The 24106-nt window shown below is 69.9% G+C and carries 23 protein-coding genes and 1 tRNA gene; 9 read left to right on the forward strand and 15 right to left on the reverse strand.

All coding sequences use genetic code 11. The features are described 5' to 3' along the window. Positions 1 to 78: 78 nt before the first annotated feature. The 8 genes from prfA to ACTXG6_RS44845 all read right to left on the reverse strand — a co-directional run bounded on the left by prfA (position 79) and on the right by ACTXG6_RS44845 (position 10202). The gene (gene prfA, locus ACTXG6_RS44810) at positions 79 to 1164 is read right to left on the reverse strand and encodes a peptide chain release factor 1 (protein ID WP_445185371.1); all 1086 of its coding nucleotides are present in this window, start codon (positions 1162 to 1164) and stop codon (positions 79 to 81) included. A gap of 100 nt (positions 1165 to 1264) precedes the next feature. Then, positions 1265 to 1492, reverse strand: a complete 228-nt coding sequence (gene rpmE / locus ACTXG6_RS44815; protein ID WP_445185372.1) for a 50S ribosomal protein L31 — start codon at positions 1490 to 1492, stop codon at positions 1265 to 1267. A gap of 154 nt (positions 1493 to 1646) precedes the next feature. Further along, positions 1647 to 3806, reverse strand: coding sequence for a transcription termination factor Rho (rho, locus tag ACTXG6_RS44820; protein WP_445190289.1), 2160 nt, complete (start codon positions 3804 to 3806; stop codon positions 1647 to 1649). 470 nt (positions 3807 to 4276) lie between these two features. Continuing rightward, entirely contained in the window at positions 4277 to 5155 is an 879-nt protein-coding gene (gene thrB, locus ACTXG6_RS44825) for a homoserine kinase (protein WP_445185373.1), read from the reverse strand. Positions 5156 to 5237: 82 nt separating this feature from the next. Next, on the reverse strand, positions 5238 to 6341 hold the full coding sequence (gene thrC / locus ACTXG6_RS44830) for a threonine synthase (protein WP_445185374.1): 1104 nt from the start codon (positions 6339 to 6341) through the stop codon (positions 5238 to 5240). After that, a complete protein-coding gene (locus ACTXG6_RS44835) occupies positions 6341 to 7702 on the reverse strand; it encodes a homoserine dehydrogenase (RefSeq protein WP_445190290.1) in 1362 nt (453 codons plus the stop codon). Before ACTXG6_RS44835 ends, thrC begins: the two co-directional genes overlap by 1 nt. Positions 7703 to 7761: 59 nt before the next feature. Next, positions 7762 to 9210: a diaminopimelate decarboxylase gene (lysA, locus tag ACTXG6_RS44840; RefSeq protein ID WP_445185375.1), complete on the reverse strand. Its 1449-nt coding sequence runs from the start codon at positions 9208 to 9210 to the stop codon at positions 7762 to 7764. Beyond that, positions 9207 to 10202, reverse strand: a complete 996-nt coding sequence (locus ACTXG6_RS44845) for a DALR anticodon-binding domain-containing protein (RefSeq protein ID WP_445185376.1) — start codon at positions 10200 to 10202, stop codon at positions 9207 to 9209. Before ACTXG6_RS44845 ends, lysA begins: the two co-directional genes overlap by 4 nt. Before the next feature lie 147 nt (positions 10203 to 10349). Between ACTXG6_RS44845 and ACTXG6_RS44850 the strand changes: the two genes are divergently transcribed. From ACTXG6_RS44850 to ACTXG6_RS44860, 3 genes are all read left to right on the forward strand, one after another. Further along, the gene (locus ACTXG6_RS44850; protein WP_445185377.1) at positions 10350 to 11150 is read left to right on the forward strand and encodes a DUF3105 domain-containing protein; all 801 of its coding nucleotides are present in this window, start codon (positions 10350 to 10352) and stop codon (positions 11148 to 11150) included. After that, positions 11147 to 11932, forward strand: a complete 786-nt coding sequence (locus tag ACTXG6_RS44855; protein ID WP_445185378.1) for a DUF305 domain-containing protein — start codon at positions 11147 to 11149, stop codon at positions 11930 to 11932. Before ACTXG6_RS44850 ends, ACTXG6_RS44855 begins: the two co-directional genes overlap by 4 nt. Before the next feature lie 57 nt (positions 11933 to 11989). Then, positions 11990 to 12064 (forward strand) — tRNA-Arg (locus ACTXG6_RS44860). Between the two features lie 147 nt (positions 12065 to 12211). Here ACTXG6_RS44860 and ACTXG6_RS44865 read toward each other — a convergent pair. After that, positions 12212 to 12871 carry a TetR/AcrR family transcriptional regulator gene (locus tag ACTXG6_RS44865; protein WP_445185379.1) on the reverse strand — a complete coding sequence of 220 codons (660 nt, stop codon included), beginning with the start codon at positions 12869 to 12871 and terminating at the stop codon, positions 12212 to 12214. A gap of 109 nt (positions 12872 to 12980) precedes the next feature. Between ACTXG6_RS44865 and ACTXG6_RS44870 the strand changes: the two genes are divergently transcribed. Continuing rightward, entirely contained in the window at positions 12981 to 14681 is a 1701-nt protein-coding gene (locus tag ACTXG6_RS44870; RefSeq protein WP_445185380.1) for an MDR family MFS transporter, read from the forward strand. A 58-nt stretch (positions 14682 to 14739) separates the two neighbouring features. Here ACTXG6_RS44870 and ACTXG6_RS44875 read toward each other — a convergent pair whose 3' ends face one another. Beyond that, the gene (locus ACTXG6_RS44875; protein WP_445185381.1) at positions 14740 to 16248 is read right to left on the reverse strand and encodes a GMC family oxidoreductase; all 1509 of its coding nucleotides are present in this window, start codon (positions 16246 to 16248) and stop codon (positions 14740 to 14742) included. A gap of 47 nt (positions 16249 to 16295) precedes the next feature. Then, positions 16296 to 17330 carry an NADP-dependent oxidoreductase gene (locus ACTXG6_RS44880; RefSeq protein ID WP_445185382.1) on the reverse strand — a complete coding sequence of 345 codons (1035 nt, stop codon included), beginning with the start codon at positions 17328 to 17330 and terminating at the stop codon, positions 16296 to 16298. Between the two features lie 131 nt (positions 17331 to 17461). Here ACTXG6_RS44880 and ACTXG6_RS44885 point away from each other — a divergent pair, with 131 nt between their 5' ends. Next, the gene (locus ACTXG6_RS44885) at positions 17462 to 18358 is read left to right on the forward strand and encodes a LysR family transcriptional regulator (RefSeq protein ID WP_445185383.1); all 897 of its coding nucleotides are present in this window, start codon (positions 17462 to 17464) and stop codon (positions 18356 to 18358) included. 149 nt (positions 18359 to 18507) lie between these two features. Here the strand turns inward: ACTXG6_RS44885 and ACTXG6_RS44890 are convergent, their stop codons facing one another. Next, positions 18508 to 18789 carry an alpha/beta fold hydrolase gene (locus tag ACTXG6_RS44890; protein ID WP_445185384.1) on the reverse strand — a complete coding sequence of 94 codons (282 nt, stop codon included), beginning with the start codon at positions 18787 to 18789 and terminating at the stop codon, positions 18508 to 18510. Then, positions 18786 to 19388: a dihydrofolate reductase family protein gene (locus tag ACTXG6_RS44895; RefSeq protein WP_445185385.1), complete on the reverse strand. Its 603-nt coding sequence runs from the start codon at positions 19386 to 19388 to the stop codon at positions 18786 to 18788. The genes ACTXG6_RS44890 and ACTXG6_RS44895 overlap by 4 nt, the downstream gene beginning before the upstream one ends. Before the next feature lie 152 nt (positions 19389 to 19540). Here ACTXG6_RS44895 and ACTXG6_RS44900 point away from each other — a divergent pair, with 152 nt between their 5' ends. The 3 genes from ACTXG6_RS44900 to ACTXG6_RS44910 all read left to right on the forward strand — a co-directional run bounded on the left by ACTXG6_RS44900 (position 19541) and on the right by ACTXG6_RS44910 (position 21710). Next, positions 19541 to 20257, forward strand: coding sequence for an RNA polymerase subunit sigma-70 (locus tag ACTXG6_RS44900; RefSeq protein ID WP_445185386.1), 717 nt, complete (start codon positions 19541 to 19543; stop codon positions 20255 to 20257). After that, positions 20206 to 20559: a nuclear transport factor 2 family protein gene (locus ACTXG6_RS44905; protein ID WP_445185387.1), complete on the forward strand. Its 354-nt coding sequence runs from the start codon at positions 20206 to 20208 to the stop codon at positions 20557 to 20559. Before ACTXG6_RS44900 ends, ACTXG6_RS44905 begins: the two co-directional genes overlap by 52 nt. A 239-nt stretch (positions 20560 to 20798) precedes the next feature. Beyond that, positions 20799 to 21710, forward strand: coding sequence for an NADP-dependent oxidoreductase (locus ACTXG6_RS44910; RefSeq protein ID WP_445185388.1), 912 nt, complete (start codon positions 20799 to 20801; stop codon positions 21708 to 21710). A gap of 14 nt (positions 21711 to 21724) precedes the next feature. Here ACTXG6_RS44910 and ACTXG6_RS44915 read toward each other — a convergent pair whose 3' ends face one another. Continuing rightward, complete coding sequence (locus ACTXG6_RS44915) at positions 21725 to 22492, reverse strand: transglutaminase family protein (protein WP_445185389.1); 768 nt, start codon at positions 22490 to 22492, stop codon at positions 21725 to 21727. Positions 22493 to 22610: 118 nt separating this feature from the next. On the opposite strand from ACTXG6_RS44915, the gene ACTXG6_RS44920 reads away from it, so the two are divergent. Continuing rightward, positions 22611 to 23093, forward strand: a complete 483-nt coding sequence (locus ACTXG6_RS44920) for a GNAT family N-acetyltransferase (RefSeq protein WP_445185390.1) — start codon at positions 22611 to 22613, stop codon at positions 23091 to 23093. Positions 23094 to 23130: 37 nt separating this feature from the next. On the opposite strand, the gene ACTXG6_RS44925 is transcribed toward ACTXG6_RS44920, so the two are convergent. Next, entirely contained in the window at positions 23131 to 23973 is an 843-nt protein-coding gene (locus ACTXG6_RS44925; protein WP_445185391.1) for a mycofactocin-coupled SDR family oxidoreductase, read from the reverse strand. Positions 23974 to 24106: the final 133 nt, after the last annotated feature.

Genomic DNA, 24106 nt, shown 5'->3' on the forward strand with positions numbered 1-24106 from the left:
CACAGACCGGCCGCGGGCCGCACAGACCGTGTACAGGCTGTGCGGCCTGCACCAGGTCTGTGCCGCCGGAAGCGGGGGTCAGCTGGCCAGGGACTCGGCCCGGTCGGCGGCGATCAGGGCGTCGACCATCTCGTCGAGGTCGCCGTCGAGCACCGCGTCCAGGTTGTGCGCCTTGTAGTTGACCCGGTGGTCGGCGATCCGGTTCTCCGGGTAGTTGTAGGTGCGCACGCGCTCCGAGCGGTCCATCGTGCGGACCTGCGAGCGGCGGTCGGCTGAGGCGGCCGCCGCGCGTTCTTCGTCCGCCAGCGCCTGCAGCCGGAACCGCAGCACGTCCATCGCACGCGCCCGGTTCTGCAGCTGGGAACGCTCATTCTGGCAGGAGACCACGACGCCGGTCGGCAGGTGCGTGATGCGGACCGCCGAGTCCGTGGTGTTCACGCTCTGGCCGCCGTGCCCGGACGAGCGGAACACGTCGACCCGCAGGTCGCGCTCGTCGATCTCGACGTCGGCGGCCTCCTCGACCTCCGGGTAGACCAGTACGCCGGCCGCCGAGGTGTGGATCCGCCCCTGTGACTCGGTGACCGGGACCCGCTGCACCCGGTGCACGCCGCCCTCGTACTTCAGCCGCGACCACACCCCGTCCGCGCCGTCGCTGGCCCGGCCGCGCACGGACATCGTGACGTCCTTGAAGCCGCCCAGGTCGGAGTCGGTGCCGCCGAGCACCTCGGTCTTCCAACCCCGCCGCTCCGCGTAGCGCTGGTACATCCGCAGCAGGTCGCCGGCGAACAGCGCGGACTCCTCGCCGCCTGCGCCGGCCTTGACCTCCAGCACCACGTCGTCGCCGTCGCGCGGGTCACGGGGTACCAACAGCTCGGCGAGCTTGCGCTCCAGCACGTCCACCCGCTCGGCGAGCTCTTCGGCCTCGACCGCGAAGCCGGCGTCCTCCCCGGCCAGCTCACGCGCGGTGGCCAGGTCTTCCCGGGTGCTGGTCAACTCGTGCGACGTGCGCACGATCGGGCCGATCTGGGCGTATCGACGGCCCAGCGAGCGCGCCACCGCGGCGTCGGTGTGCACCGCCGGGTCGGCGAGGCGCCGCTCGAGGTCGGCGTACTCGGCGAGCAGTGCGTTCAGCCCGGACGCGCTGGGCTCAGTCGACGTACTCACCGCTTGCCTCCCTGTGCTGGGTCGTGCACGACTCGAACATGACGAAGCGCCCGGTACCGGGCCCCGTCGGAACAGGGCCCAGCCGGGCGCTTCGGAGTAGCTACTTGGCGGCGGCGGTCTTGTCGCGCCGGCCGTACCGCTTCTCGAAACGGGCCACGCGGCCACCGGCGTCCATGATCTTCTGCTTGCCGGTGTAGAACGGGTGGCAGTTGGAGCAGACCTCGACGCGGATGTCACCGCTCTTCTTGGTGCTGTGGGTCTCGAACGCGTTGCCACAGCTACAGGTGACCTGGGTGGCGACGTAATCGGGGTGAATTCCAGTCCTCACGTGCATTCCTCTCTCAGTGGCCGCCGGGTCTCCCGCCCTGTTGGGGAGGAGTGAACCGGAGCCGAATGTCCTACACACAGTGTGCCACTGCGCGAAAAGCGGTGGGACAGTGCGTTCAACACACACTGCCCCACCGATGTTCCCGGGCGACTTCCTAGTGGTTGTCGTCCTGGTTGGGCGTGTTCTTGGCGACCTGCATCAGGAACTCGATGTTGGTGCGGGTCTTGCGGAGCTGGGTGAGCACCAGGTCGAGTGCCTGCTGGTCGTCCAGGGCGGACAGCACCCGGCGGAGCTTGACGGTGACCGCCATCTCGTCGGGAGCCAGCAGCAGCTCCTCCTTGCGCGTACCGGAGGCGTCGATGTCGATCGCGGGGAAGACCCGCTTGTCGGCGATCCGCCGGTCCAGCTTGAGCTCGGCGTTACCGGTGCCCTTGAACTCCTCGAAGATGACCGTGTCCATCGTGGACCCGGTCTCCACCAGCGCGGTGGCGAAGATGGTCAGCGAGCCGCCGTCCTCGATGTTGCGCGCCGCGCCGAGGAACCGCTTCGGCGGGTAGAGGGCGGTGGAGTCGACACCACCGGACAGGATCCGGCCGGATGCCGGCGCCGCCAGGTTGTAGGCCCGGCCCAGCCGCGTGATCGAGTCGAGCAGCACGACGACGTCGTGACCCATCTCGACGAGCCGCTTGGCCCGCTCGATGGACAGCTCGGCAACCGTGGTGTGGTCCGACGGCGGGCGGTCGAAGGTGGAGGCGATGACCTCACCCTTCACCGAACGCTGCATGTCGGTGACCTCCTCGGGCCGCTCGTCGACGAGCACGACCATGAGGTGGCATTCCGGGTTGTTCGTGGTGATGGCATTGGCGATGGCCTGGAGGATCATCGTCTTGCCGGCCTTCGGCGGGCTGACGATCAGTGCACGCTGGCCCTTGCCGATGGGCATCACCAGGTCGATCACCCGGGTGGTCAGCTTGGACGACTCGGTCTCCAGGCGGAGGCGGTCGTTCGGGTACAGCGGGGTGAGCTTGGTGAACTCCGGCCGGTTCTTGGCCTGCTCGGGGTCGAGCCCGTTGATCGTGTCCACCCGGACCAGCGGGTTGAACTTCTGCCGCTGCTGCTCACCGTCGCGGGGCTGGCGGACCGCGCCGCTGACGTTGTCACCGCGGCGCAGGCCGTAGCGGCGCACCATCGACAGCGAGACGTACACGTCGTTCGGCCCGGACAGGTAGCCCGAGGTGCGCACGAACGCGTAGTTGTCCAGCACGTCGAGGATGCCGGCCACCGGGAGCAGCACGTCGTCGTCGCGGACCTCGGTGTCGGGCATGCCGCCCGGGCCGCTGTTGGCGCCGCCTTCGCGGCGGTTGTTGCTGCCACCACTGTCGCGGCCACGCCGGTTGCGGTCCCGGAAGCGGCGGCCACGCCGACCGCGCCCGGTGCCGTCATCGTCGTCGTCGTCGTCCTGCTGACGGCTGTCCTGCTGGCGATTGTCCTGCTGGCGGTTGTCCTGCTGGCGGTTCTGGTTGCGGTTGTCCTGATTGCGGTTGTTACCGCCGTCACGACCGCGGTTGTTGCCGCCGTCCCGACCGTCCTGCTGGCGGTTGCCGCCGTCGGAGCTGCTCCGGCCACGGCCACGGCCCTCGCCGGAGTCCTGGTCGCCGGAGTCGCGGCGCGAGTCGTTGGAACCGCCGGCGTCGGCGGCCCTCGGTGCGTCGTCGCTGGTCCTGCGGTCGTTCGAGTCCCGGCGGTCGTTCGAGTCCCGGCGATCACTCGCCCTGCGGTCCGGGGCGTCGTTGCCGGCGGCCACCTCGTTGCGGGCGGCCGAGTCGTTGCTCGGCGCCGTGGCGTCGACCGTGCTGGGGGCCGTGCTGGAGACGGCGGCGGGGGCCGTGCTGGTGGCCGTGCTGGGAGTCACCACGGTGGGGCTGTCGGTCGCGGCCCCGGGGGTCGCGTCCGGCGATCCCGCGGGACGGGACGCGCTGCGCCTGCGGCGGGTGCGGGTGGGCGCCTCGGCGGCGGCCGAAGCCTCGGCAGCCGGGGCGGCCTGCTCGGCGACCGGGGCGTCGCCGGCGGCGGATGTGCCGCTCGCCGTGGCCGAGCCGTTGCGCGCGGACCTCGCCGCGCGGGCCGGGCGGGCCTCTCTGTCCTGTTCGGACAGCGGAAGCTGCTCCTGGCGCGTCGCGGACGGGCGCCGACCGGCGCCGCCCGAACTGGCCTGTGCTTCCTTGATCGCGCTGATCAGGTCACCCTTGCGCAATCCTTCGGTGCCGGAGATTTTCAGCTCTCCGGCAAGCTGTCGCAGCTCGGCCAGGACCATTCCGGTCAGGCCGGCACGCCGTCGAGTGGGCGTGCCGTTGGCGGGGCCGCTGTCTGCCGCCGTGTCGGCGGCGGGTGCACCGGCCGACGCGGCGTCTTCGCCCGTCGGCTGCTCGGTGCTGATGGTGTCGGTGTCGCTCACAAAGATCCTTCCTAACCGACCAGTGCTCTTGCTCTGATCAGCGGATTTGTCGTCCGTACGGTGTGCAGGGACGACCCAGTCGAAACGCGGTGGCGGCCCATCACCGCTCGCGCCGACAGATACGGTGGACAACGACCAGGTCGATGATCATGTACCGGCGTTTTCCCGCGCCTTCGCGCAGCCAAACGTGGAAAGAGATCAAACCCGGTTTCAGCTCGGGAGTGTACCGGCGCGGATCACGCGCGGTCGTTGTACGCCGCCGAGAGTAGACAAAAGCTCGCCAGCCGGCAACAACGCGCATCGGCGCGCCACCCGCTCAGCCGACCAAATCACCCGGTCTGCACCACCGCGCCGTGCCGATCGACCTCCAGCGGGGTGACCGCGAAAGACGATCCGACCAGGTCGAGCGGTAGCTCGCCGCCGGTGAGAAGCGCCAACACGGTCGGCCCGGCGCCAGAGATCACCGCCGGAACTCCGTGTTCGCGCAACCGTTCCATCAGATCCAGCGACTCGGGATAGGCCGGTCGCCGGTACGGCTGATGCAGTCGGTCCTCGGTGGCCGCGAACATCAGTTCCGGCCGTGAGGTGAAGGCGCACACTCCCAACGCTGTCCGACTCGCGGTGAACGCGGCGTCAGCCAGCGGAACCTTGTCGGGAAGCAGTTGCCGGGTCACCGCGGTCGATGACTCCACCGAGGGGATCAGGGCCACCGGTTGTAGCTCCACGTGGGGCTCAAGTCGTGCAGCGCCGTAGCCGTCCCCGTTATTCCCGCGGTACTTCCAGGCCACCACAAAACCGCCGAGCAGGCTGGCCGCCGCGTTGTCGGCGTGACCGTCCATCATCGCCGCCACCTGCAGCAACAACTCGCGTTCCAGCTCCACGTCACGGCCCAGCAGTGCCGCGGCGGCGACCGCGCCGGCCACCGACGCCGCCGCCGAGGAACCCAGCCCCCGGCCGTGCGGGATCTCGTTGGTGCAGCGCAGTCGCAGTCCCGGCGGTGTGTCGCCGAACGCCTTGAAGGCCGCCCGCATCGCCCGCACCACCAGGTGCCCCTCGTCCAGCGGCACCCCGCCGGCACCCTCGCCGACGACCTCGACGACCAGACCGTCGTCCGCCGTGCTGGCTTCGATCTCGTCGTAGCGGCCCAGCGCCAGGCCGAGGGTGTCGAACCCGGGGCCGAGGTTCGCCGAGGATGCGGGCACCCTCACCCGGACCTCCCGGTACCCGCTCACGGCCGACCGCCCGGCAGCACACCGGACAGCACGGAGTCGTTTCGCATCGACGGATCGCTCATCCGAGCCCGAGCGCGCCGGCGACCGCGACCGGGTCCTTCGCCACCACCACCGGATCGGGTGCGGCGAGCAGCGCGGTGTCCGGGTCCTTCAGCCCGTGCCCGGTCACCGTGCACACCACCAGACTGTCCGCCGAGAGCTTTCCCGCGGCGCTGACCTGCAACAACCCGGCCACGCTCGCCGCCGAGGCGGGCTCCACGAAGACCGCCTCACGGGCCGAGAGCAGCCGGTAGGCGTCCAGGATCTCGTCGTCGGTGACCGCCGCGAAGAGCCCGTTCGACTCGTCCCTGGCGGCCACCGCGCCGGCCCAGGACGCCGGCGCACCGATCCGGATCGCGGTGGCGATGGTTTCCGGGTGCAGCACCGGCTCCCCGTGCACCAGCGGGGCCGCACCGGCGGCCTGGAACCCGAACATCCGGGGCAGCTGTGAAATTAGCCCATCGGAGTGATAGGCGCGGTAGCCCTTCCAGTACGCGGTGATGTTGCCGGCGTTGCCGACCGGTAGGCAGTGGACGTCGGGGGCGCGCCCGAGCTCGTCGCAGACCTCGTACGCGGCGCTGGCCTGACCGGCGATCCGGGTCGGGTTCACCGAGTTCACCAACGCCGTCACCGGATAGTCGGCGGCGGTCTTGCGGGCCAGCTCGAGGCAGTCGTCGAAGTTGCCGTCGATCTGCAGGATCTTGGCGCCGTGCGCCACCGCCTGGGCCAGTTTGCCCAGCGCGATCTTGCCCTGTGGGATCAGAACCGCGCAGGTCAGACCGGCGCGGGCGGCGTAGGCGGCAGCCGATGCCGAGGTGTTGCCGGTGGACGCGCAGAGCACGCCCTGGGCGCCCTTGGCGAGCGCGACGGTGACCGCGACCGTCATGCCGCGGTCCTTGAACGAGCCGGTCGGGTTCGCCCCGTCCACCTTGAGGTAGACGGTGGCGCCCACCCGGTCGGACAGGTGCGGCGCCGGCAGCAGCGGGGTGCCGCCCTCGCCGAGCGTCACCACCTCCCAGTCCGGCTCGATCGGCATTCGCTTCCGATACGCCTCGATCACCCCTGGCCAGCGCCACGGTGCACTGATCGGGGCCGGGCTCAGACCTCGCGCCGCAGCCTGCATCACGTCACTCCCAAAGCGCTCACCGGTCGGCCCAGATTTTCCACTCGCAGCACCCGGTCGACGCCGAGTACCTCGTCCAGCTCACCGAGCGCGGCCACGGTAGCCGCCAGCGCGGCGTCCGGCGCGGCATGGGTGACGATGACCAGCCGGGCGCCGGTTCCCTTGGCGAACCCGGTGGGCGCGGTTTCCTGGCGCACTGTGGCAATACTCACCTCGTGCCGGGCGAAAAGTCCGGCGATCGTGGCCAGCACGCCCGCACGGTCGTCCACGTCCAGACTGATGTGGTAGCGCGTCGGCGTGCGGCCCATCGGCTGCACCGGTAGGTCGGCGTGCGCCGACTCCCTCGGCCCCCGCCCGCCGGCGACCCGGTTGCGGGCCACCGCGACGAGGTCGCCCAGCACCGCGCTCGCGGTCGGTGCGCCGCCGGCGCCCTGCCCGTAGAACATCAGCTGCCCGGCCGCCTCGGCCTCCACGAACACCGCGTTGTACGCCTCGCTGACCGACGCCAGCGGGTGGCTGAGCGGGATCATCGCCGGGTACACCCTGGCCGATACCGACTCGGTGACACCGCCGTCCGCCGTCGGCACGGACACCCGCTCGCAGATCGCCAGCAGCTTCACCGTGCAGCCCAGCGCCTCGGCGGCGGCGATGTCCGCGGCGGTCACCGCGCTGATCCCCTCGCAGTACACGTCCGTCGCCGAGACCCGGGTGTGGAACGCCAGCGAGGCGAGGATGGCGGCCTTCGCCTGTGCGTCGAACCCGTCGACGTCGGCGCTCGGGTCCGCCTCGGCGTACCCGAGCTCGGTCGCCTCGTCCAGCGCCTCGCGGTACCCGGTGCCGGCCGACGCCATCGCGGACAGGATGTAGTTGGTGGTGCCGTTGACGATGCCGGCCACCCGGGTGATCTTGTCGCCGGCCAGCGACTCGCGCAGCGGGCGCAGCAGCGGGATCGCGCCGGCCACCGACGCCTCGTAGTAGAGGTCGGCGCCGGACGCGTCGGCGGCCTCGGCCAGGGTGGCACCGTCCTCGGCGAGCAGCGCCTTGTTCGCGGTGACCACCCCCTTGCCGGCCTTGAGCGCGTCCAGGAGCAGCCCCCGGGCCGGGTCGATGCCGCCGATCACCTCGACGACCACGTCCACGTCGTGCCGGTTGACCAGCCCGTACGCGTCCGTGGTGAGCAGCTCGGCGGGCACCTCCGGGTGCTTGTGCGCCCGGCGGACCGCCACCCCGACGATCTCCACCGGGGCGCCGACCCGGGCGGCCAGCTCACCGGCCTGCTCGGAGAGCAGCCGCATCACCTCGCGCCCGACCGTGCCGCAGCCCAGCAGCGCCACCCGCACCGGCGCCGCCTGGTTCGGCATGATCTGTGCTGTGCGCTCGCCCCGCACCACACTCGGCACCTCGAGCCCGTCCGAGGGACTCACGGCGAAACCTCCAGCCGGAACAGGTCGTCCACCGTCTCGCGGCGCAGCAGCACCCGGTGTGCGCCGTCGCGCACCGCGACCACCGCCGGGCGGGGCAGCCGGTTGTACGAGCTGGCCATCGCGTAGCAGTAGGCGCCGGTGGCGGCCACCGCGAGCAGGTCGCCCGGTGCCAGGTCGGCGGCCAGCCAGCAGTCCTGCACCAGTACGTCACCGGACTCGCAGTGCTTGCCGACCACGCGGGAGAGCACGGCGGGCAGCGCATCGGCAGCTGATTCGGCCGCCGTGCGGGACACCACCCGGCAGTCGTAGCGGGCGTCGTAGAGCGCGGTGCGGATGTTGTCGCTCATCCCGCCGTCCACGCTGACGTAGCGCCGACCCGCACCGTGGCCAAGCGGTACGTCCTTGAGGGTGCCCACCTCGTACACCGTGACGGTGCCAGGGCCGGCGATGGCCCGACCGGGCTCGACCACGATCCGGGGCATGTCCAGGCCGGCGGCGGCGCACTCCTTGCCGACGATGTCGATCAGCTCGCCGGCCAGCCGCGCCACCGGTGGCGGGTCGTCGTCGGGCAGGTAGGCGATGCCGAGCCCGCCGCCGAGGTCCAGCGTGGTCAGCGACTCCAGCGCGCCCGTGCCGTGCTCGGCGTGCAGCTCGGCGAGCAGCCCCACCACCCGGCGCGCGGCCACCTCGAACCCGTCCGAGTCGAAGATCTGCGAGCCGATGTGGCTGTGCAGGCCGATCAGCTCCAGGCCGTCGGACTTGAGTACCCGGCGCACCGCCTCCGCCGCGTCGGACTCGGGGCCGGCGAGCGAGAAGCCGAACTTCTGGTCCTCGTGCGCGGTGGCGATGAACTCGTGGGTGTGTGCCTCCACCCCGACGGTCACCCGCACCATGACCGGCTGGCGGACGCCCCGGTCGCGGGCGATCTGGTCCAGCCGGGCGATCTCGTAGAACGAGTCGAGCACCACGGTGCCCACCCCGGCCTCGACACCGGTGACCAGCTCGGCCTCGGACTTGTTGTTGCCGTGCATGGCGATCCGGGCGGCCGGGAACCCGGCACGCAGCGCGATGGCCAGCTCGCCGCCGCTGCACACGTCCAGCGACAGCCCCTCGGCGGCGACCCAACCGGCCACCTCGGTGCACAGGAACGCCTTCGCCGCGTAGTGGACGGCGGCCGGGTCACCGTAGGCGGCGGCGAACTCCGCGCAGCGGGACCGGAAGTCGGCCTCGTCCAGCACGAACAGGGGGGTGCCGTACTCGGCGGCGAGGTCGCGTACGTCGACGCCGGCGATCCGCACCGCGCCGTCCGGGCCGCGCTTGGCGTTTCGCGGCCACACCGCGGCGGCCAGCTCGTCCAGCGCGGCGGCCTCGTCGGGGCGGGGTCCGGCACTCTCCGCCAGGTGCGCGACGTCAGCGTGGCGGGGGCCGGCGGGATGCGCCCTCACATCCGCTCCGGTGCGCTCACGCCGAGCAGGTCCAGCCCGTTGGCCAGCACCTGCCGGGCGGCCGAGGCCAGCGCCAGCCGGGCCCGGTGTGGTTCGGTGATCGGTTCGTCGCCCATCGGTAGCACCCGGCAGGATTCGTCGAAGCGGTGGTACACGGTGGCCATGGTCTCCAGGAAGCGCGCCACCCGATGTGGCTCGCGCAGGTCAGCGGCGGTGCGTACCACGTCCGGGTACTCGCCGAGGGTGCGGATCAGTTCGCCCTCGCGGGGGCGGTCGAGCAGTTCGTACCGTCGGCCCGGGGTCATCCGAAGTTCGACGGCGTTGCGGGCCAGCGAGCACAACCGGGCGTGCGCGTACTGCACATGGTGCACCGGATTGTCGCTGGTGTGGACGGTCAGCGCGGCGAGATCGAGCACCGTGACACCCGAACTGGCACCCGAACTACGCAGCACCGCGTACCGCGCGGCATCCACCCCGACCGCGCGGACCAGCTCGCCCACGGTCGCCACAGTCGTCCGCACAGTCGTCGACACAGTCGTCGACACAGTCGCGCCGGTCCCGGCCGCGGCCGGCGTGCTGACCCGCACCGGAGCATCGTCCCGGACCAGGTCGGCCGCCTCGCCGCGCAGTGCCTCGACCGCCGCGGGATCGGCCCCGTAGCGCCGCCCGGCCGCGAGTACCTCGCCGACCAGCGCACCCCGCGCCGCCGCGGCGAGGCGCAGGTTGACGAAGCCGGGCCCGGCCACCTCGGCGGTCGCGATGCCGGCCCGGGCGCCCAGGTCGTCGACCAACCAGCCGGCCAGCTCGCGCGGCGGCACCCCGACCCGCTTCGCGGCGCGCAGTGCCACCGAGGTGGCGTAGTCGCCGTGCGCCGGATTCCGCGGCCGGCTGATGTCGATCTCCACTGGGACCGCGTCGGTGCCGAGACCGCGACCGGTGAGCACATCGGTCGCGGCGGCACGGACCAGCGCGGCGAGATCGGTGGGGGTCACCCGGCGGAGTCTAATGTGCGGTCCCGTACCTGGCTGGTGGGTGATGAGCACCTCCCGCCGCGGCGACCGCCGGGGCCCCGAACCCCTCGACGGCCGCTCCGTAGACTGGCCGCGACGAAGTCACCTCCGACGACCGAGGAACGGTTCATGGCCAGCGGGAAGAACAGCAAGGCCGGACGGAACAAGCGCGCCCCGGTCGTATCCGCGAAAGCGACCCCCTGGGGCACCATCGCCGCCGTCGTCGCCGTGGTGGTGTTCGCCGCTGCCGTCTTCGGCTATGTCTTCTACCAGAATCATCAACAACAGCAGAAGGCCGGCGCGCTCGCGCCGTACACGCCGTCCGCCAACAACCAGGACCCGGCGAAGACCATCCCCGGGGTCGTGGAGGCCACCTTTCCGGCCGGCCAGCACGTGACCCCGACCCAGCGGGTGGCCTATACCCACTTCCCGCCGTTCGGTGGCGCGCACGACTACAACTGGGCGGCCTGCACCGGCGTGGTCTACCCGACCGCGGTGCGCAACGAGAACATGGTGCACGCACTGGAGCACGGGGCGGTCTGGATCGCCTACGACCCCGAGCGGGTGACGGGTGAGGCGCTGACCTCGCTGCGCGCCAGGGCAGACGGCAAGCCCTACACCCTGATGTCGCCGTACCCCGGGCTGGACCAGCCGATCTCGCTGCAGTCCTGGGGGCATCAGCTCAAGGTGGTCGACGCCGCCGACCCTCGGATCGACCAGTTCATCCAGGCCCTGCGGCGCAACCAGTACGCCTACCCCGAGGTCGGCGCCAGCTGCGACGCGCTCGGCCCCGGCCAGTTCGACCCCAGCAACCCGCCGCCGTTCGACCCCAGCCCGCCGGGACCGGGCGCGGTGCCGGAGCTCGGTGCCGGAGCCCCGGCAGCGAAGGGTGAGCAGCTGACCGGCCCGACGCCGGGCGGGAGCGGATGACCCTTCGCGGCGGGGCGTCCGTCGGTCGCGCGGTGGATCAGGGCGCGGTGGATCAGGGCGCGGTCGGTCAGGGCGCGGTGGACGCGGCCGCGGCCCCCCGCTCGCCGGGCTGGGTCCGGTACCTGTTGCTCGCCGGTGGTGCGGTGGCGCTGCTGCTGGTCGGGGCGGCCGCCGGCATGTTGATCGGGTTGCCAGGGTCGTCCGCAGCGGCGGTGCCGGGGCCGGACTCGGTGGACGTCGGCTTCGCGCAGGACATGAGCGTGCACCACGAGCAGGCCGTCCGGATGGCCACCTGGGAGCGCGACCACACGACCGACCCGGAGCTGCGCCAGCTCTCGTTCGACATGGAGTCCGGGCAGAGCCGCCAGATCGGCTACATGCAGGGTTGGCTCGGCCTGTGGGGAGCGAGCACCCAGCCGCCCGGCGCCTATATGCGCTGGATGCCGGCCGGGATGGCCGGGATGCCGGGCATGGCCGGCGGGCACACGACGACGGGGTCGACCACCGGTGCAGGCGTGTCCCGGATGCCCGGGATGGCGTCCGACCAGGAGCTTCGCCAGCTCACCAGCAGCACCGGCCCGGCGATGGACGTGCAGTTCCTGCAACTCATGCTGCGCCATCACGAAGGCGGCGCCGGCATGCTCGACTACGCCGCGCGGGCCGCCCAGAACCCGGAGGTGCGCAACCTGGCCAGCCAGATGCTCACCTCGCAGACCGCCGAGAGCCAGTACCTGCGGCAGCTGCTGGCGGCCCGGGGTGCCAGCACGCTCCCCCCTGGGTAGCCCGCCGCTGGGTGCCGGGATCAGTGCGCTAGGCTGACGACGTCGCAATCGCGGCTGGCCCCCGTAGCTCAGGGGATAGAGCACCGCCCTCCGGAGGCGGGAGCGCAGGTTCGAATCCTGCCGGGGGCACCACCCGGGCCAGCCAGCTGACCAACACAATCAAGGCCCTCGACCAGGGGAAACCCGGGTCGCGGGCCTTGTTGCTGTGTCCGGCTATGTCCAGCCAAAATCGGCGCTGCGCTCGCGCATGCCCGCGACGAACGGGTCGAGCTCCGCGCGCTACGTGTTCTGTCCGGTCGGGGCCTCGCGGTAGCCGCGAAGGAGGGGCAGGAGTACGAGATCGACGATCTCCACCACGACGGAGTCGGGGATGGGGGTTGGGTTGATGAGGACATGCGCCCTGAGCATGTCGGGACCGACTCCGGCTACGCGGGGGATGAGGGCGGCCACCGGGATCTGTCCTCGTACCGCGGCGCGCCGCAGGACCTCCAGGATCGGCGGGAGGACTGGGTCGACCATGAAGGGGCGGATGGTCCGGGTGAGTTCCGGTGACTGTACGAGTTCGGCGATCAGGTGGCGTACCGCCTGACCGACGGGGCCTCCGAGGTCGTCGGCCACGTGCCGCAGCACCGCCAGGAGCTGTCCGCGCAGGTCGCCGTCGTCGTCGGGAGGGTCGATCCGCGACATCGAGGACTCCGCCGCATCAACGACCAGGTCGATCTTGCTGGGCCAGTACCGGTAGAGCGTGGTTTTGCCGGTGTGGGCTCGGGCCGCAACCGCGTCCATGGTCAGCGCGGCGAAGCCGTGTTCCCGTAGCTCGTCGAGTACGGCTGTGTGGATCGCGGCGCGGAGCTCGTCGCCGCGCTTGCGGCGCTGCCTGATGGGCGGGGCGGTGTCCTGGGCGCCGCGTGCTCCTAGGGAGGCCTGGTTGTCGAGCATGTCCGCACTCTAGCCTCCTTTTTAGCCTCTGAGTACAGTGATGTAGCTAATAAGCTACTTTTTCGTACTCTATGGCGCACTGGCAGTCTGTTAGCGCACTCTTGGCCGCATGGAACTGATGCCCGCCGACCAGGCCGACACCACGACCGTGTCCGAGTTCCTGACGCGGGCCTCCGGCGGTCCCGAGGGAACGGCGACCGAGGAGGTCTCGACCGCGCCGAGCGACTGCCTTCCGCCGCCATCCCAGCCCCCGCCGACGCCGCCGCCATCCGAGCCGCCACGGCCGACGACGACGCCGGCGCCGGCGGCGGCGAGGGGTTGGGGGCTGCCGCTCGTAGTCCTGATCGCCGGGGTGTTCATGTCGGTCCTGGACACCAGCATCGTCAACATCGCCCTGCCGTCGATGCAGAAAGACTTCGGGGCCAGCACCGAGCGGGTCCAGTGGATCAGCACCGTCTACAGCTTGACCGAGGGCGTCGTGGTGCCGGCCAGCGCCTGGCTAGGTGCTCGGTTCGGGCTCAAGCGGGTGTATATCTGGGCGCTGGTCCTGTTCACGGCGGCTTCCGCGTTGTGCGGCCTGGCTGGCGGTCTGGACAGTTTGATCGCTTTTCGGATTGTGCAGGCCATACCGGGTGGAATCATGCCGGTGATCTGCCAGACGATTCTCTTTCGAATCGTACCCAGGGAGAAGATGGGCGCGGCGATGGGGTTGTACGGCGTGGGCGTCGTGGTCGCTCCCGCTATCGGACCGGCACTGGGCGGCTACCTTATCGATTACGTCGACTGGCGGGCGATCTTCTACATCAACCTGCCGATTGGAATTCTTGGTGCGATCGCGGGTTTGGTTGTACTGACGAAAATTCCCGCCGAGCGGGACAGACCGTTCGACCTGGTCGGGTTCTCCTGCATCGCCAGCGCCCTGTTCGCGCTCCTGCTGGCACTGGAGGAGGGCACAAGCTGGGGCTGGACCAGTTACCCCATTCTTATCCTGTTCGCGGCGGCGATTAATCTGTTGGCTCTGTTCGTTGCGGTTGAGCTGCAGGTCAAACACCCCATGCTTGATGTGCGAGTGTTCAAGATCTGGCCATTTGTCAACTCGCTGTTGCTCATCGCGGCGATGATGTTCGGACTGTTCGTGGTGATGTTCTACATCCCCTTGTTCCTGCAAAACATTCAAAGCTTGAGTGCGTTCGACGCCGGCCTGGTCTTGCTGCCGCAAGGGTTGGTGATGGGAGTGCTCATGCCGTTCGCCGGCGCGCTCTACGACAAGTTCGGAGCTCGCTGGCTGGCGACCATCGGGCTCGCGCTCACCGGGAGCGGGATCTTGATGCTGTCAAGGCTCAACGTCGATATCCCTCGCGGTGAACTGAGACTAGGCACGATTGTGATGGCGGCCGGGCTGGGGCTGGCCATGATGCCGATCATGACTGGCGGGCTGTCCTCGCTTCCCAGTGAGTTCTCCGGCGCTGGTAATGCGTTCAATACCCTCGCTCAGCGGGTCAGCTCCGCGCTCGGGTTGGCCATGATCACCGCGATGGTGACCGCGGACCGGGCTCAGTTCTGGGCCGACCGCTCCGGGCTACTGATCGGCAGCGGCGCCAACGCCGACCCGCGCATCGTGGAGATGCAGCAACAAGGACAGTCCGGGCTGATCCCGTTGTGGCAAGAGCTCTCTAACCAGGTCCAGGCGCAGGCCTACAGCCACGCGTTCGTCGTGACCGGATGCGTTGTCCTGGCCGGCGCTGTCCTGGCCTTCTTGCTCCGCTCCGGACGTCCCGCCGCCGGTGCCGACAAGCCGATGGCTCACTAGCCAGGTCCCGGACATGATCGAGATTTCTGAGCGACCGCCAGGGGTCGAACATCGTCGGCTACGAACGGATGAGTTCCGCCGCTCGTTCAGCAATCGCGTAGACAGTTGCGTTGGTGTTGGCGGAGATTGGCGAGGGCATCACTGACGCATCGGCAACTCTGAGGTTGCTGATGCCGTGCACCTGGAGACTGATGTCGACCACGGACCGCTCATCGGTGCCGATAGCGCAGGTCCCGGCATAGTGCGAGTAGCTCCTGATGTTGGTCCTGGCGTAGCTACGCAGATTCTCCTCGCCCCGCACCTCCGGTCCGGGTAGTGCTTCCAATCCGCACCAGGGCGCCAATGCGGGCGCGGCGCCGATCTCGCGGGCGATGCGGAGTCCGGCAACCACGATGTCGAGGTCACGCTGGTCGGTGTAGTACGCGGGATCAATCACCGGGGGTGCACCCGGGGTCTTGCTGGCCAAACGGAGCGAACCGCGACTGAACGGCGACATGAGCGACACCATGATGGCGTAGCCATCCTCGATGGCAGGGCCCGGCAGTCCGTCCGCGCGCAGCGGAACGTCGACGAACATGATCTGCACATCTGGGCCGTGCCCGCCTATACCGGTGCTCAGCAGGCCTTGGACCTCGCCGTGGTTGTTGGTCCCGTGCGGCACCGGCTGGGCGGATTGATAGACCACACCGCACATGGGATGGTCGTGCAGGTTCGCCCCGACGCCGGGCAGGTCCGCAACTACCTCGATACCGAGGTCTTCCAGATGATCCGCCGGCCCGATCCCGGACAGCATCAGCAGTTGCGGGGTGCCGACGGTGCCCGCCGCGAGCACGACCTCGCCCGTACATTCAGCGACGAACGTCTCGGCGCCCACGCGATACTCCACTCCCCTGCACCGGTCGCCGTCCATCAGCACCCGATCTACCAGCGCGTCGGTGACCACATCCAGGTTTCGCCGACTCAGGATCGGGGCGAGATAGGCATCCGCCGCGCTTTGGCGCGTGCCGTCCACGATGCTCAGGTCGCACCAACCGAAGCCTTCTTCCAGGCCGCCGCTGATGTCCCGCGCAATCGGGTAACCGGCTTGCCCGGCTGCCTCCAGCCCGGCTTCCGCAATGGGATGGCGGTGGACGGCGGGGCCAGGCGTGAGCGGGCCACCGACACCGCGCAGCTCGGGATCGCGACCTTCGGTATGTTCGCTTCGCTTGAAGGACGGCAGCAGGTCGTCAAACCCCCAGCCCTTCGCACCGGCCGTGACCCACGCGTCGTAGCTGGCTCGATGCCCGCGCACGAAGTTCATCGCGTTGATGGACGAGGAGCCGCCCAGCCCGCGGCCACGCGGCCAGGCCACGCAGGTGCCGGTGCCTTGCTGAGGCACGGTTTGATCGGCCCAGTCGGCGGTGGATCCCATCAGGCTGGGCCACGCCGGCGGTATCGCCATCGACTTCAGCGCCCGCGCGCCACCCGCCTCGAGCAGCAACACCCGCGCGCCGTCCTCCGACAGCCGTGCCGCGAGCACGCAACCCGCGGTGCCAGCGCCCACCACCACGTACTCATAACCGCGCACACCAGTTCCCATCGGTCCCGTTCCTCGATCTGGCACGCCGAGTACGCCTAGGCGTCGAGCCTGACGACCATCTTGCCGGTGTTCTCGCCCCGCAGCATGCCCAGGAAGGCGTCCACACCGTGCTCCATCCCGGCCACGACGGTCTCCCGGTACCGCAGTTTGTCCTCGCGGATCCAGCTGACGGCCTCACGCACGAACTGCTCGCGAAGATCGAGATGATCGCTGACAATCATGCCTTCCAGGCGGAGGCGCTTGTTGATTGCGAGCAGCAGGTTGCGCGGCGCGGTGGCTGCCGCGGTGTCGTTGTACTGGGCGCTCATTCCGCACAGGACGACTCGACCGTGCGAGTTCAAGGAGTCGATGGCCGCTTCCAGGTGGTCGCCGCCGACATTGTCGAAATAGACGTCGATGCCGTCGGGCGCGGCGTGGCGCAGTTGCTCGACGATCGGCCCGGTGCGGTAGTTGATCGCCGCGTCGAAGCCGAACTCGCCGACCAGCAGCTTGGTCTTCTCATCGGACCCCGCGGAGCCGATCACTCTGGCGGCACCCATGAGCTTGGCGATCTGCCCGGCCGTGCTGCCCACGGCTCCGGCCGCCCCGGACACGAAGACCACCTCGCCCGGCTTGACCCCGGCCAGCCGCAGCAGGCCCGCGTAGGCGGTCAGGCCGGTGTTTCCGAGCACGCCGAGGTGGGCCGACAGCGGCGCGGCCGTCGGGTCGAGCACCGTCACGGTCTGCGCGTCCACCACGGCGTACTCCCGCCAGCCCAACCCGTGCCGCACGTGGTCGCCGACCGTGAGCCCGTCGGCCTCGGAGGCGAGCACGACACCGATCGCGCCGCCGTCCATCGGGTGGTCGAGCCGGAATGGCGGCACGTAGGACTCCACGTGGTCCATCCGGCGCCGCATGTACGGATCGACCGAAAAGTAGAGGTTGTGCACCAACGCCTGTCCAGGACCGGGCCTGGCGAGGGCGGCCTCACGCAACGCGAAGTCCGCGGGCGTCGGCCAGCCTCGCGGCCTGCCGATGAGATGCCACTCAAGCCCGATGGTGGGCAGCGCGCGAGTCGTCGGCTGGGACATCGGGATTCGGCTCCTTCAGCGGCGGGTTGCGGCCATGGGTGAGGCGTTCCTCCACTCTGGCTCCGACCGCTGCCATAGGTCCAATACATCTATGCACTCGTACCTATCAGATCTGTTGATAACGTGTCGAGATGGAGTTGCGAACGCTGGAGTACTTCGTCGCGGTAGCCGAGGAGGGCTCGTTCACCAAAGGCGCGGCGCGTTGCCACATCGTGCAACCCGCGATCAGCCAACAGATCCAGGGCCTTGAACGAGAACTGGGCGAGCGCCTCTTCGAACGCCTGCCGCGATGCGTGGCGCTGACACCGGGCGGGCGGGCGCTGCTGCCCTACGCCCGGGAGTGCCTCGCGGTGGCCGCCAAGGCCTCGGCCGAGTTCGCCGCCCGCGCCGGGCTGCTCAGCGGCGAGCTGAACCTGGGCACGGTGGCCGGCATGCAGGCCACCTTCCTGCCCAAGGTGATGGGTACCTACAACCGCCGCCACCCCGGCGTCGCGGTGCGCCTCACCGACGGCACCAGCGCGCCGCTACTGCACCGGGTGGTCACCGGCCAACTCGACGCTGCCGTCATCGCCGCACCACCCGAACTGCCCGCCGGAATCAGCGCACGGACCGTGCTGGCAGACACCATCGTGGCCGTATTGGCCACTGGAACCGAACTCGCCGGCAAGGCGAAACTGACCTTCGACGACATCTGTCGGCAGCCAGTCATCACCTACAACACCGAGAGCGGGTTGTGGCCGCTGATCAGCGCGGCATTCGAGGCCAAGGGAATGGCCCTGAACGTCCGTCACGCCAGCAACGACGTCCCGCTCCAGGTCGCCCTCGCCGCCGAGCGGATCGGCGTGGCCCTCTCCGCCGGATCAGACCCAGCGCTGATCGGCCCCCCGGGCGTCACCGTGGTCCCCCTCCGACCGGCCATTCACTACAAGAAGATCCTGGTCTGGCGGAAGACCCCCACGATCAGTGCTCCGCTGCGCGCCCTCCTGGAGATCGAGGCGGACCGCGGTCACCGAGCCGTGGAGCCCTGAGTCCGGGCTGATTCTCCGGACGGGTCGCCGCCGGTGCTGACAAGCCGATGGTTCACTAGCCAGGTACCCGGACATGATCGAGGTTTGTGGGCGACCGCGGCTCGAAGCCGCCCCCGTGGCCGGCGCCAACTGAGTTCGACCGATGCAGGTCAGCGCAGCGGCGCGACGAGCTCGGCGGCCAGCCCCGGGAGTTCGAGCAGGAGACTGATGTGTCCCTGCTCGGGACGCGTCAACAGCCGCGCCGTCTTGATCATTTCGGCGGTGTGGCGCGGGTGGGCCAGCGGGACGAGGGTGTCGGCCTCGCCGTGCAGGATCAGGACCGGTGCGGTAATCGCGCCGGGATCGAAGGACCAGTCCCGCCCCTGCACCACCAGGTCCTGTGCATAGCCGCCGACCCGGCCGGAACGCCTCGCTGAGCGCGCCGAATTCATCCATCCACCACCGGCACCAACCCGTTCCGCGGAACGGGTTGGTAGGTGAGGTGGGCAAGGCCGTCACCGACGGTGCGGGTGTCGACGAGGCGCATGGGTTTTGTCTCGCTGATCCCGCCGAAGAGGCGCTCGCCGGCCCCGAGCACGACCGGGTACACGGTCAGCCGCAGCTCGTCGACGAGGTCGTGCTCCATGAGCGTGTGGACGAGCTGGATGCTGGCGTAGACGACGATGTCGCCGGCCAGCTCCCGCTTCAGCGTCAGGACCTCCTTCACCACATCGCCCTTGAGGACCGTCGAGTTGCTCCACCTCGGCACGTCGAGGGTCGAGGACACGACGTACTTCGGCAGGTTGTTCAACCTGTCCGCCCACGCGCCACTCCGGGACAGCCACCGCGCGGCGAACCACGCGTCGCTCCGCCGACCGAGCAGCAGGGCCTCGGCACCCAGTGCCTCCTGGAGCTCGAGCTCGGCCCACGCTGCGCGGTCCTTGTCCCCCAGCTGACGGAACCAGCCACCGCGCCCGAAGCCCTCCTCACCGGTCGGGTCCTGGACGACTCCATCGAGCGAGACGTTCTCGCTGACGATGATCTTCCCCATCTTGGTTCTCCTCGGTTGGCGTTGTCAGCTGCCACTGATAGAGACACCGCGACATCGCGAAAGTGGCGCCCGCCAACCGACCCGTTCGCCCTTCGGTCGGTGTCTGTACACGATGGAAGCGGCACAAGGCGCGGGGAGAAGGTGACGCGAGGGTGTTAGCCGGCGACCTGATGTCCCGGGCGCGGGCCGGGGACGGCGAGGCGTTCCGGGAGCTGACCGAGCCGCACCGCCGGGAGCTGCAGGTGCACTGCTACCGGATGCTCGGATCGTTCCAGGATGCCGAGGATGCCCTGCAGGACACGCTGCTGGCCGCCTGGCAAGGCTTCGGGGGGTTCGAGGGACGCGCCTCGCTGCGAACCTGGCTCTACCGGATCGCCACCAACCGGTGCCTCAACGCGCGCCGCTCGGCCAGCCGACGCCCGGCCAAGGACTGGGACCTGCCCAATGTTGAACCACCTGAGCCGACCCGGCTCGGCGAGGTCGTCTGGCTCGAGCCATTCCCCGGAGGCATTCCAGCTCCGCTCGAGGCTGTCATCGACACGCCGCTCGGCCCGGAGGTCCGCTACGAGCAGACCGAAGCCATCTCACTGGCCTTCGTGACCGCCCTTCAGCTCCTGCCACCTCGTCAGCTCGCCGTGCTCATCCTGCGCGACGTTCTCGGATTCCCCGCCGACGAGGTGGCCGACCTGCTCGACTCGACCGTCGAGGCGGTCAAAAGCGCCCTCAAACGAGCGCGCGCCAGCCTGCGGCACCGACTGCCCCCGACCGGGACCGCGAACCGCCGCCCGTCGCCGACTCACCCGCCGAGGATGCGATCGTGGCGAGATTCGTCCGCGCCTGGCAATCCGCCGATCTCGCCGCGCTGGTGACCCTTCTGACCGACGACGTCTTCATGTCGATGCCACCGATGCCGTTCGAATACCAGGGCCGAGACGTCGTGGCGCGCTTCTGCGCCAGCATCTTCCGCGCGGGTCGGAGGTTCGACCTCATCCCCACCCGAGCCAATGGTCAACCGGCGTTCGGAGCCTACCTGCGCTCCCCGACCGGCATCCGCCACGGAACCGGCCTCTACGTTCTCACCCTCACCGGCGACCGGATCAGCGCCATGACCCGCTTCGAGAACAGCGTGCTGCCCTCGTTCGGGCTACCGCGATCGCTCCCCAGTCCCTAGTGCGGTGGACGTGCGTCAGCGGGCGGGCAGGTGCTCCAGGAACCAGTCGCGGGCCGCCGCCGAGGCCGTGGTGAATCCGTCGCCGGTGTAGGCATGCCCGTCCAAGACCTATTCCGGGTCGGTTGATACCTGGTGGGCATTAGCCTCCGGCCACCGGAGCGCCACCCCGGACTGGATCACCGCTCGTCACTCGGTGCGCGGCGGAGGTCTAGATTCGAACCGGGCCGGAGGGAGACGGGATGCGCGCGTACGGATTCGTCGAGGTCGGAGGTCCGGAGAAGCAGGCCTTCCTGGACGTACCCGTTCCGGTGCCGGGCCCCGGGGAGCTTCTCGTCCAGGTGCGGTCGGCTGGGGTGAACCCCGGTGACTGGCGGCTGCGGGAGGGGGCCTACGGCACTGCCGGCCCGGCGGTGCTGGGCCGCGAGGTCGCCGGGGTCGTGGAGCGCGTGGGGCCAGGTGTCCAGGGCTTCACCGCCGGTGACGAGGTGTTCGGCGGCTGTCCCGGGATGGTGGGCGGCTGGGCGGAGTACGCGCTCGTCCAGGCACCGTTCGCGGCGCACCGCCCGTCGTCGGTGTCACCCCACGACGCGGCCGTTCTACCCGTGGCGGCGGGGACGGCCTTCGACGCCCTGACCAACCTCGGCCTGCCCCGTGGGGCGACCCTGCTCGTCAACGGTGCCGGCGGAGGAGTCGGCCTCGCCACCGTGCAGCTGGCCCGCGCGGCCGGCTTGCGGGTGATCGGCACGGCGAGCCCGGCCAAGCACGCCCTGATCTCCTCGTTCGGGGCAACGCCGGTGACCTACGGCGACGGCGTGCTCGACAGGATCCGTGAGGCGGCTCGCGGGGACATCGACGCCGTGTTCGACCTGGTCGGCGGGGACGCGCTGCGCGTGGTGTCCACTCTGCCCGCCGACCCGGTCCAGGTGTTGTCGGTTGCGGACAAGGACCTGGTGAAGCGGCTGGGCGGCCGCGAGGTCGTGCGCGACAGAAGTTCCGGGGTACTGCGCGGGCTCGTCGGGCTCGTTGCGGAGGGCGCACTCACCCCGCACGTCACCCACGTCTTCCCGCTCGACAAGGCCGGGGACGCTCTGGCACTGGTCGAGGACGGGCATGTGATCGGCAAGGTCGTCATCGAGGTCGGGACCACGTGATGGTGACAGTCCGGCTAGTTGAGGTTTGCGCGTAGCGATCGCGCCGCGATCGCCAGCCGTTGCGCCAACTCCGGTTGCGCCGCCGGCACCAGGGCCTCGAGAGTCCGAGCCCCCTCGATCCATTTCGCCTGGCTGCCCAGCGCCTGCGCCAGCTCCAGCTGCTCGGCGAGGCCCGCGCCCGGCAGGGTGAGTCGCATCCGCAGGATCCACTCGGTTCCGGCCGGACGACGCAGTGTGCGGAACACGGCTCGCAGGTTCTCCAGCATTCGCACCAGAATCGCCCGGGTTGTCGTCGCCTCCAACAGATGCCGGCCGAAGGGTCCGGTACCGCCCAGTTCTCGGAACCGCGACTCGCAGGCCGCCGACGTCAGCTCGGCGCCGCCGTCGAACACGTCGAACAGGACGTCGCTCCCGACCGGCCGGACCAGGAAGTGCCCCGGCATGCCGACCCCGTCGATCGGCACGCCGGCTCGACGCCCGACCTCCATGCAGACGACGGCGAGTGTGATCGGGATTCCCAGCCGGCGGGTCAGGACGTGGGGTAGCAACGAATTGCGCGGGTCGTAGTAGTTGCGGGTGTTACCGGTGAAGCGCTCCTGGACAAACAGCCGGTGCAGCAGGCCGTCGAGATCAGTGACGCCCTCGGCGAGCCGATCCAGCTCTGCCAGCCAGTGCTCGATGTCCAGGTTGGGGTCGGCGCCGGCGGCCAGCACGAGCGCGGCGCGGTCCAGCGGCGGGTCCGGCTGACTGACCAGCTCGGCAAATCGCCGCACGGCGTCCATCCCCTCATCTTCGGTCCACCGCGCCGGCGAGCCAAACTCGATCTTCCGCCGGCGAACCCTCACCGCGGGTTCCCGAGTGCCTGGGTTCTGACCTGTGCGATCGGTTAGCGTCTGGACCGTGGACGACGCAAGGCCCGGCCTCCTCGCTGTGCCGGTGGATGCCCGCGATCCGGAGGCGGTCGCCCTGTTGGACGCGTTGACCTCGGAGCTGGCGCTCGGTGGCTACGCGGTACATGAGACGTTCGGCTACTCGGTTGCACAGCTCGAGCAGAGTCGGGTGCACCTGGTCGGAGTTCGTGTCGCTGGCCGACTCGCCGGGCTCGGGGGCGTCGAGCTGCAAGAGGGCGGCATCGGCGAACTGAAGCGGTTCTTCGTCGCGCCCGAGCACCGCGGCACTGGCGTCGCCGACGCCCTGATCACCGCCTTGATCGTTTACGCCCACGATGCCGGCACCGATCTCCTGCGACTCGAGACAGGCGACAAGCAACGGGCGGCGATCGCCTTCTATCGGCGGCACGGGTTCGTTGAGGTGGCACGCTTCGGGCCCTACGTGCACAGCGCCACATCGGTGTGCATGCAGGCGACGTATGGAGCCCGATGACTGTCGGCCGCATCGCCGTCACACCGCTGATCGTGACTCAGGTGTGCGGAACCTTGAACGGAGCCGTCGCGCCGGCATCGATGACCTGGGTGGTGCCGGTGACGTAGCGGGACTCCTCGGAGGCCAGCCAGAGCACCACGTTGCTGATGTCGACCGCCTCCACCTGCGAGACGGGTAGGGCGTTCAACGACGTGAACGCCAGCTCGGCTTCGGCGCGGGTGGCCCCCGGCACCCCGGCGAGCTCGTAGAACGCCGGGTTGTGGACCATGTCGGTGTTCACCACACCCGGGTGCAGCGAGTTGCACCGGATGCTGTGCGGGGCGAGCTCGACCGCGAGCGTGCGCATCAGCCCGGTCACCCCGTGCTTGGCCGAGTTGTAGGCGCCGATGTTGGGAAAACCGAACAGACCCGCCATGGAGCTGGTCAGGATGATCGAGCCGCCGGTGCCCTGCTGGATCATCGGCGGGATGGCCGCCTTGACCGTCTTCCAGACCCCGGTGAGGTTGACGTCGAGCACGTCCTGCCACTGCCGCTCGCTGAACTCCCAACAAGCCTGCATGCTGGCGATGCCGGCGTTGGCGCAGACGATGTCCAGCCGGCCGAGTTCGGCGATGCCCTCGGCCACCACCCCTTCCAGTGCGGCGAGATCGCGCACGTCGGCCTGCCGGCTGACGATCCGCCGGTCCAGGCTCTCCACGAGTTTGACCGTCTCGGTCAGGTCCTCCGGCGTAGCCATCGGGAAGGGCACCGTGTCCATCTGGTCGCAGATGTCCACCGCGATGATGTCCGCGCCCTCCTGCGCGAGCCGCAGGGCGTGTGAGCGCCCCTGCCCCCGCGCCGCACCGGTGATGAAGGCGACTTTGCCCTCGACTCGTCCCATCGAGCATCCCCTCTCGTCATCCGCCGCGGTAGTGAGGCGGGTGCACCAGACCCTTCCACTGGCATGCGAGGTCGGGAAGGCTTCGAGCAGGGCCGAGCCCGAACGGGACGGTCAACACCAGGCGAACGCACTC

The organism is Pseudonocardia sp. Cha107L01 (assembly GCF_052566575.1).

Coding starts and splice junctions, on each gene's coding strand:
- rho (WP_445190289.1), bottom strand. CDS start 3,806: ATGGTCCTGGCCGAGCTGCGACAGCTTGCCGGAGAGCTGAAAATCTCC.
- thrC (WP_445185374.1), bottom strand. CDS start 6,341: ATGCAGGCTGCGGCGCGAGGTCTGAGCCCGGCCCCGATCAGTGCACCG.
- ACTXG6_RS44835 (WP_445190290.1), bottom strand. CDS start 7,702: ATGCCGAACCAGGCGGCGCCGGTGCGGGTGGCGCTGCTGGGCTGCGGC.
- ACTXG6_RS44850 (WP_445185377.1), top strand. CDS start 10,350: ATGGCCAGCGGGAAGAACAGCAAGGCCGGACGGAACAAGCGCGCCCCG.
- ACTXG6_RS44855 (WP_445185378.1), top strand. CDS start 11,147: ATGACCCTTCGCGGCGGGGCGTCCGTCGGTCGCGCGGTGGATCAGGGC.
- ACTXG6_RS44865 (WP_445185379.1), bottom strand. CDS start 12,871: ATGCTCGACAACCAGGCCTCCCTAGGAGCACGCGGCGCCCAGGACACC.
- ACTXG6_RS44870 (WP_445185380.1), top strand. CDS start 12,981: ATGGAACTGATGCCCGCCGACCAGGCCGACACCACGACCGTGTCCGAG.
- ACTXG6_RS44880 (WP_445185382.1), bottom strand. CDS start 17,330: ATGTCCCAGCCGACGACTCGCGCGCTGCCCACCATCGGGCTTGAGTGG.
- ACTXG6_RS44885 (WP_445185383.1), top strand. CDS start 17,462: ATGGAGTTGCGAACGCTGGAGTACTTCGTCGCGGTAGCCGAGGAGGGC.
- ACTXG6_RS44890 (WP_445185384.1), bottom strand. CDS start 18,789: ATGAATTCGGCGCGCTCAGCGAGGCGTTCCGGCCGGGTCGGCGGCTAT.
- ACTXG6_RS44895 (WP_445185385.1), bottom strand. CDS start 19,388: ATGGGGAAGATCATCGTCAGCGAGAACGTCTCGCTCGATGGAGTCGTC.
- ACTXG6_RS44910 (WP_445185388.1), top strand. CDS start 20,799: ATGCGCGCGTACGGATTCGTCGAGGTCGGAGGTCCGGAGAAGCAGGCC.
- ACTXG6_RS44915 (WP_445185389.1), bottom strand. CDS start 22,492: ATGGACGCCGTGCGGCGATTTGCCGAGCTGGTCAGTCAGCCGGACCCG.
- ACTXG6_RS44925 (WP_445185391.1), bottom strand. CDS start 23,973: ATGGGACGAGTCGAGGGCAAAGTCGCCTTCATCACCGGTGCGGCGCGG.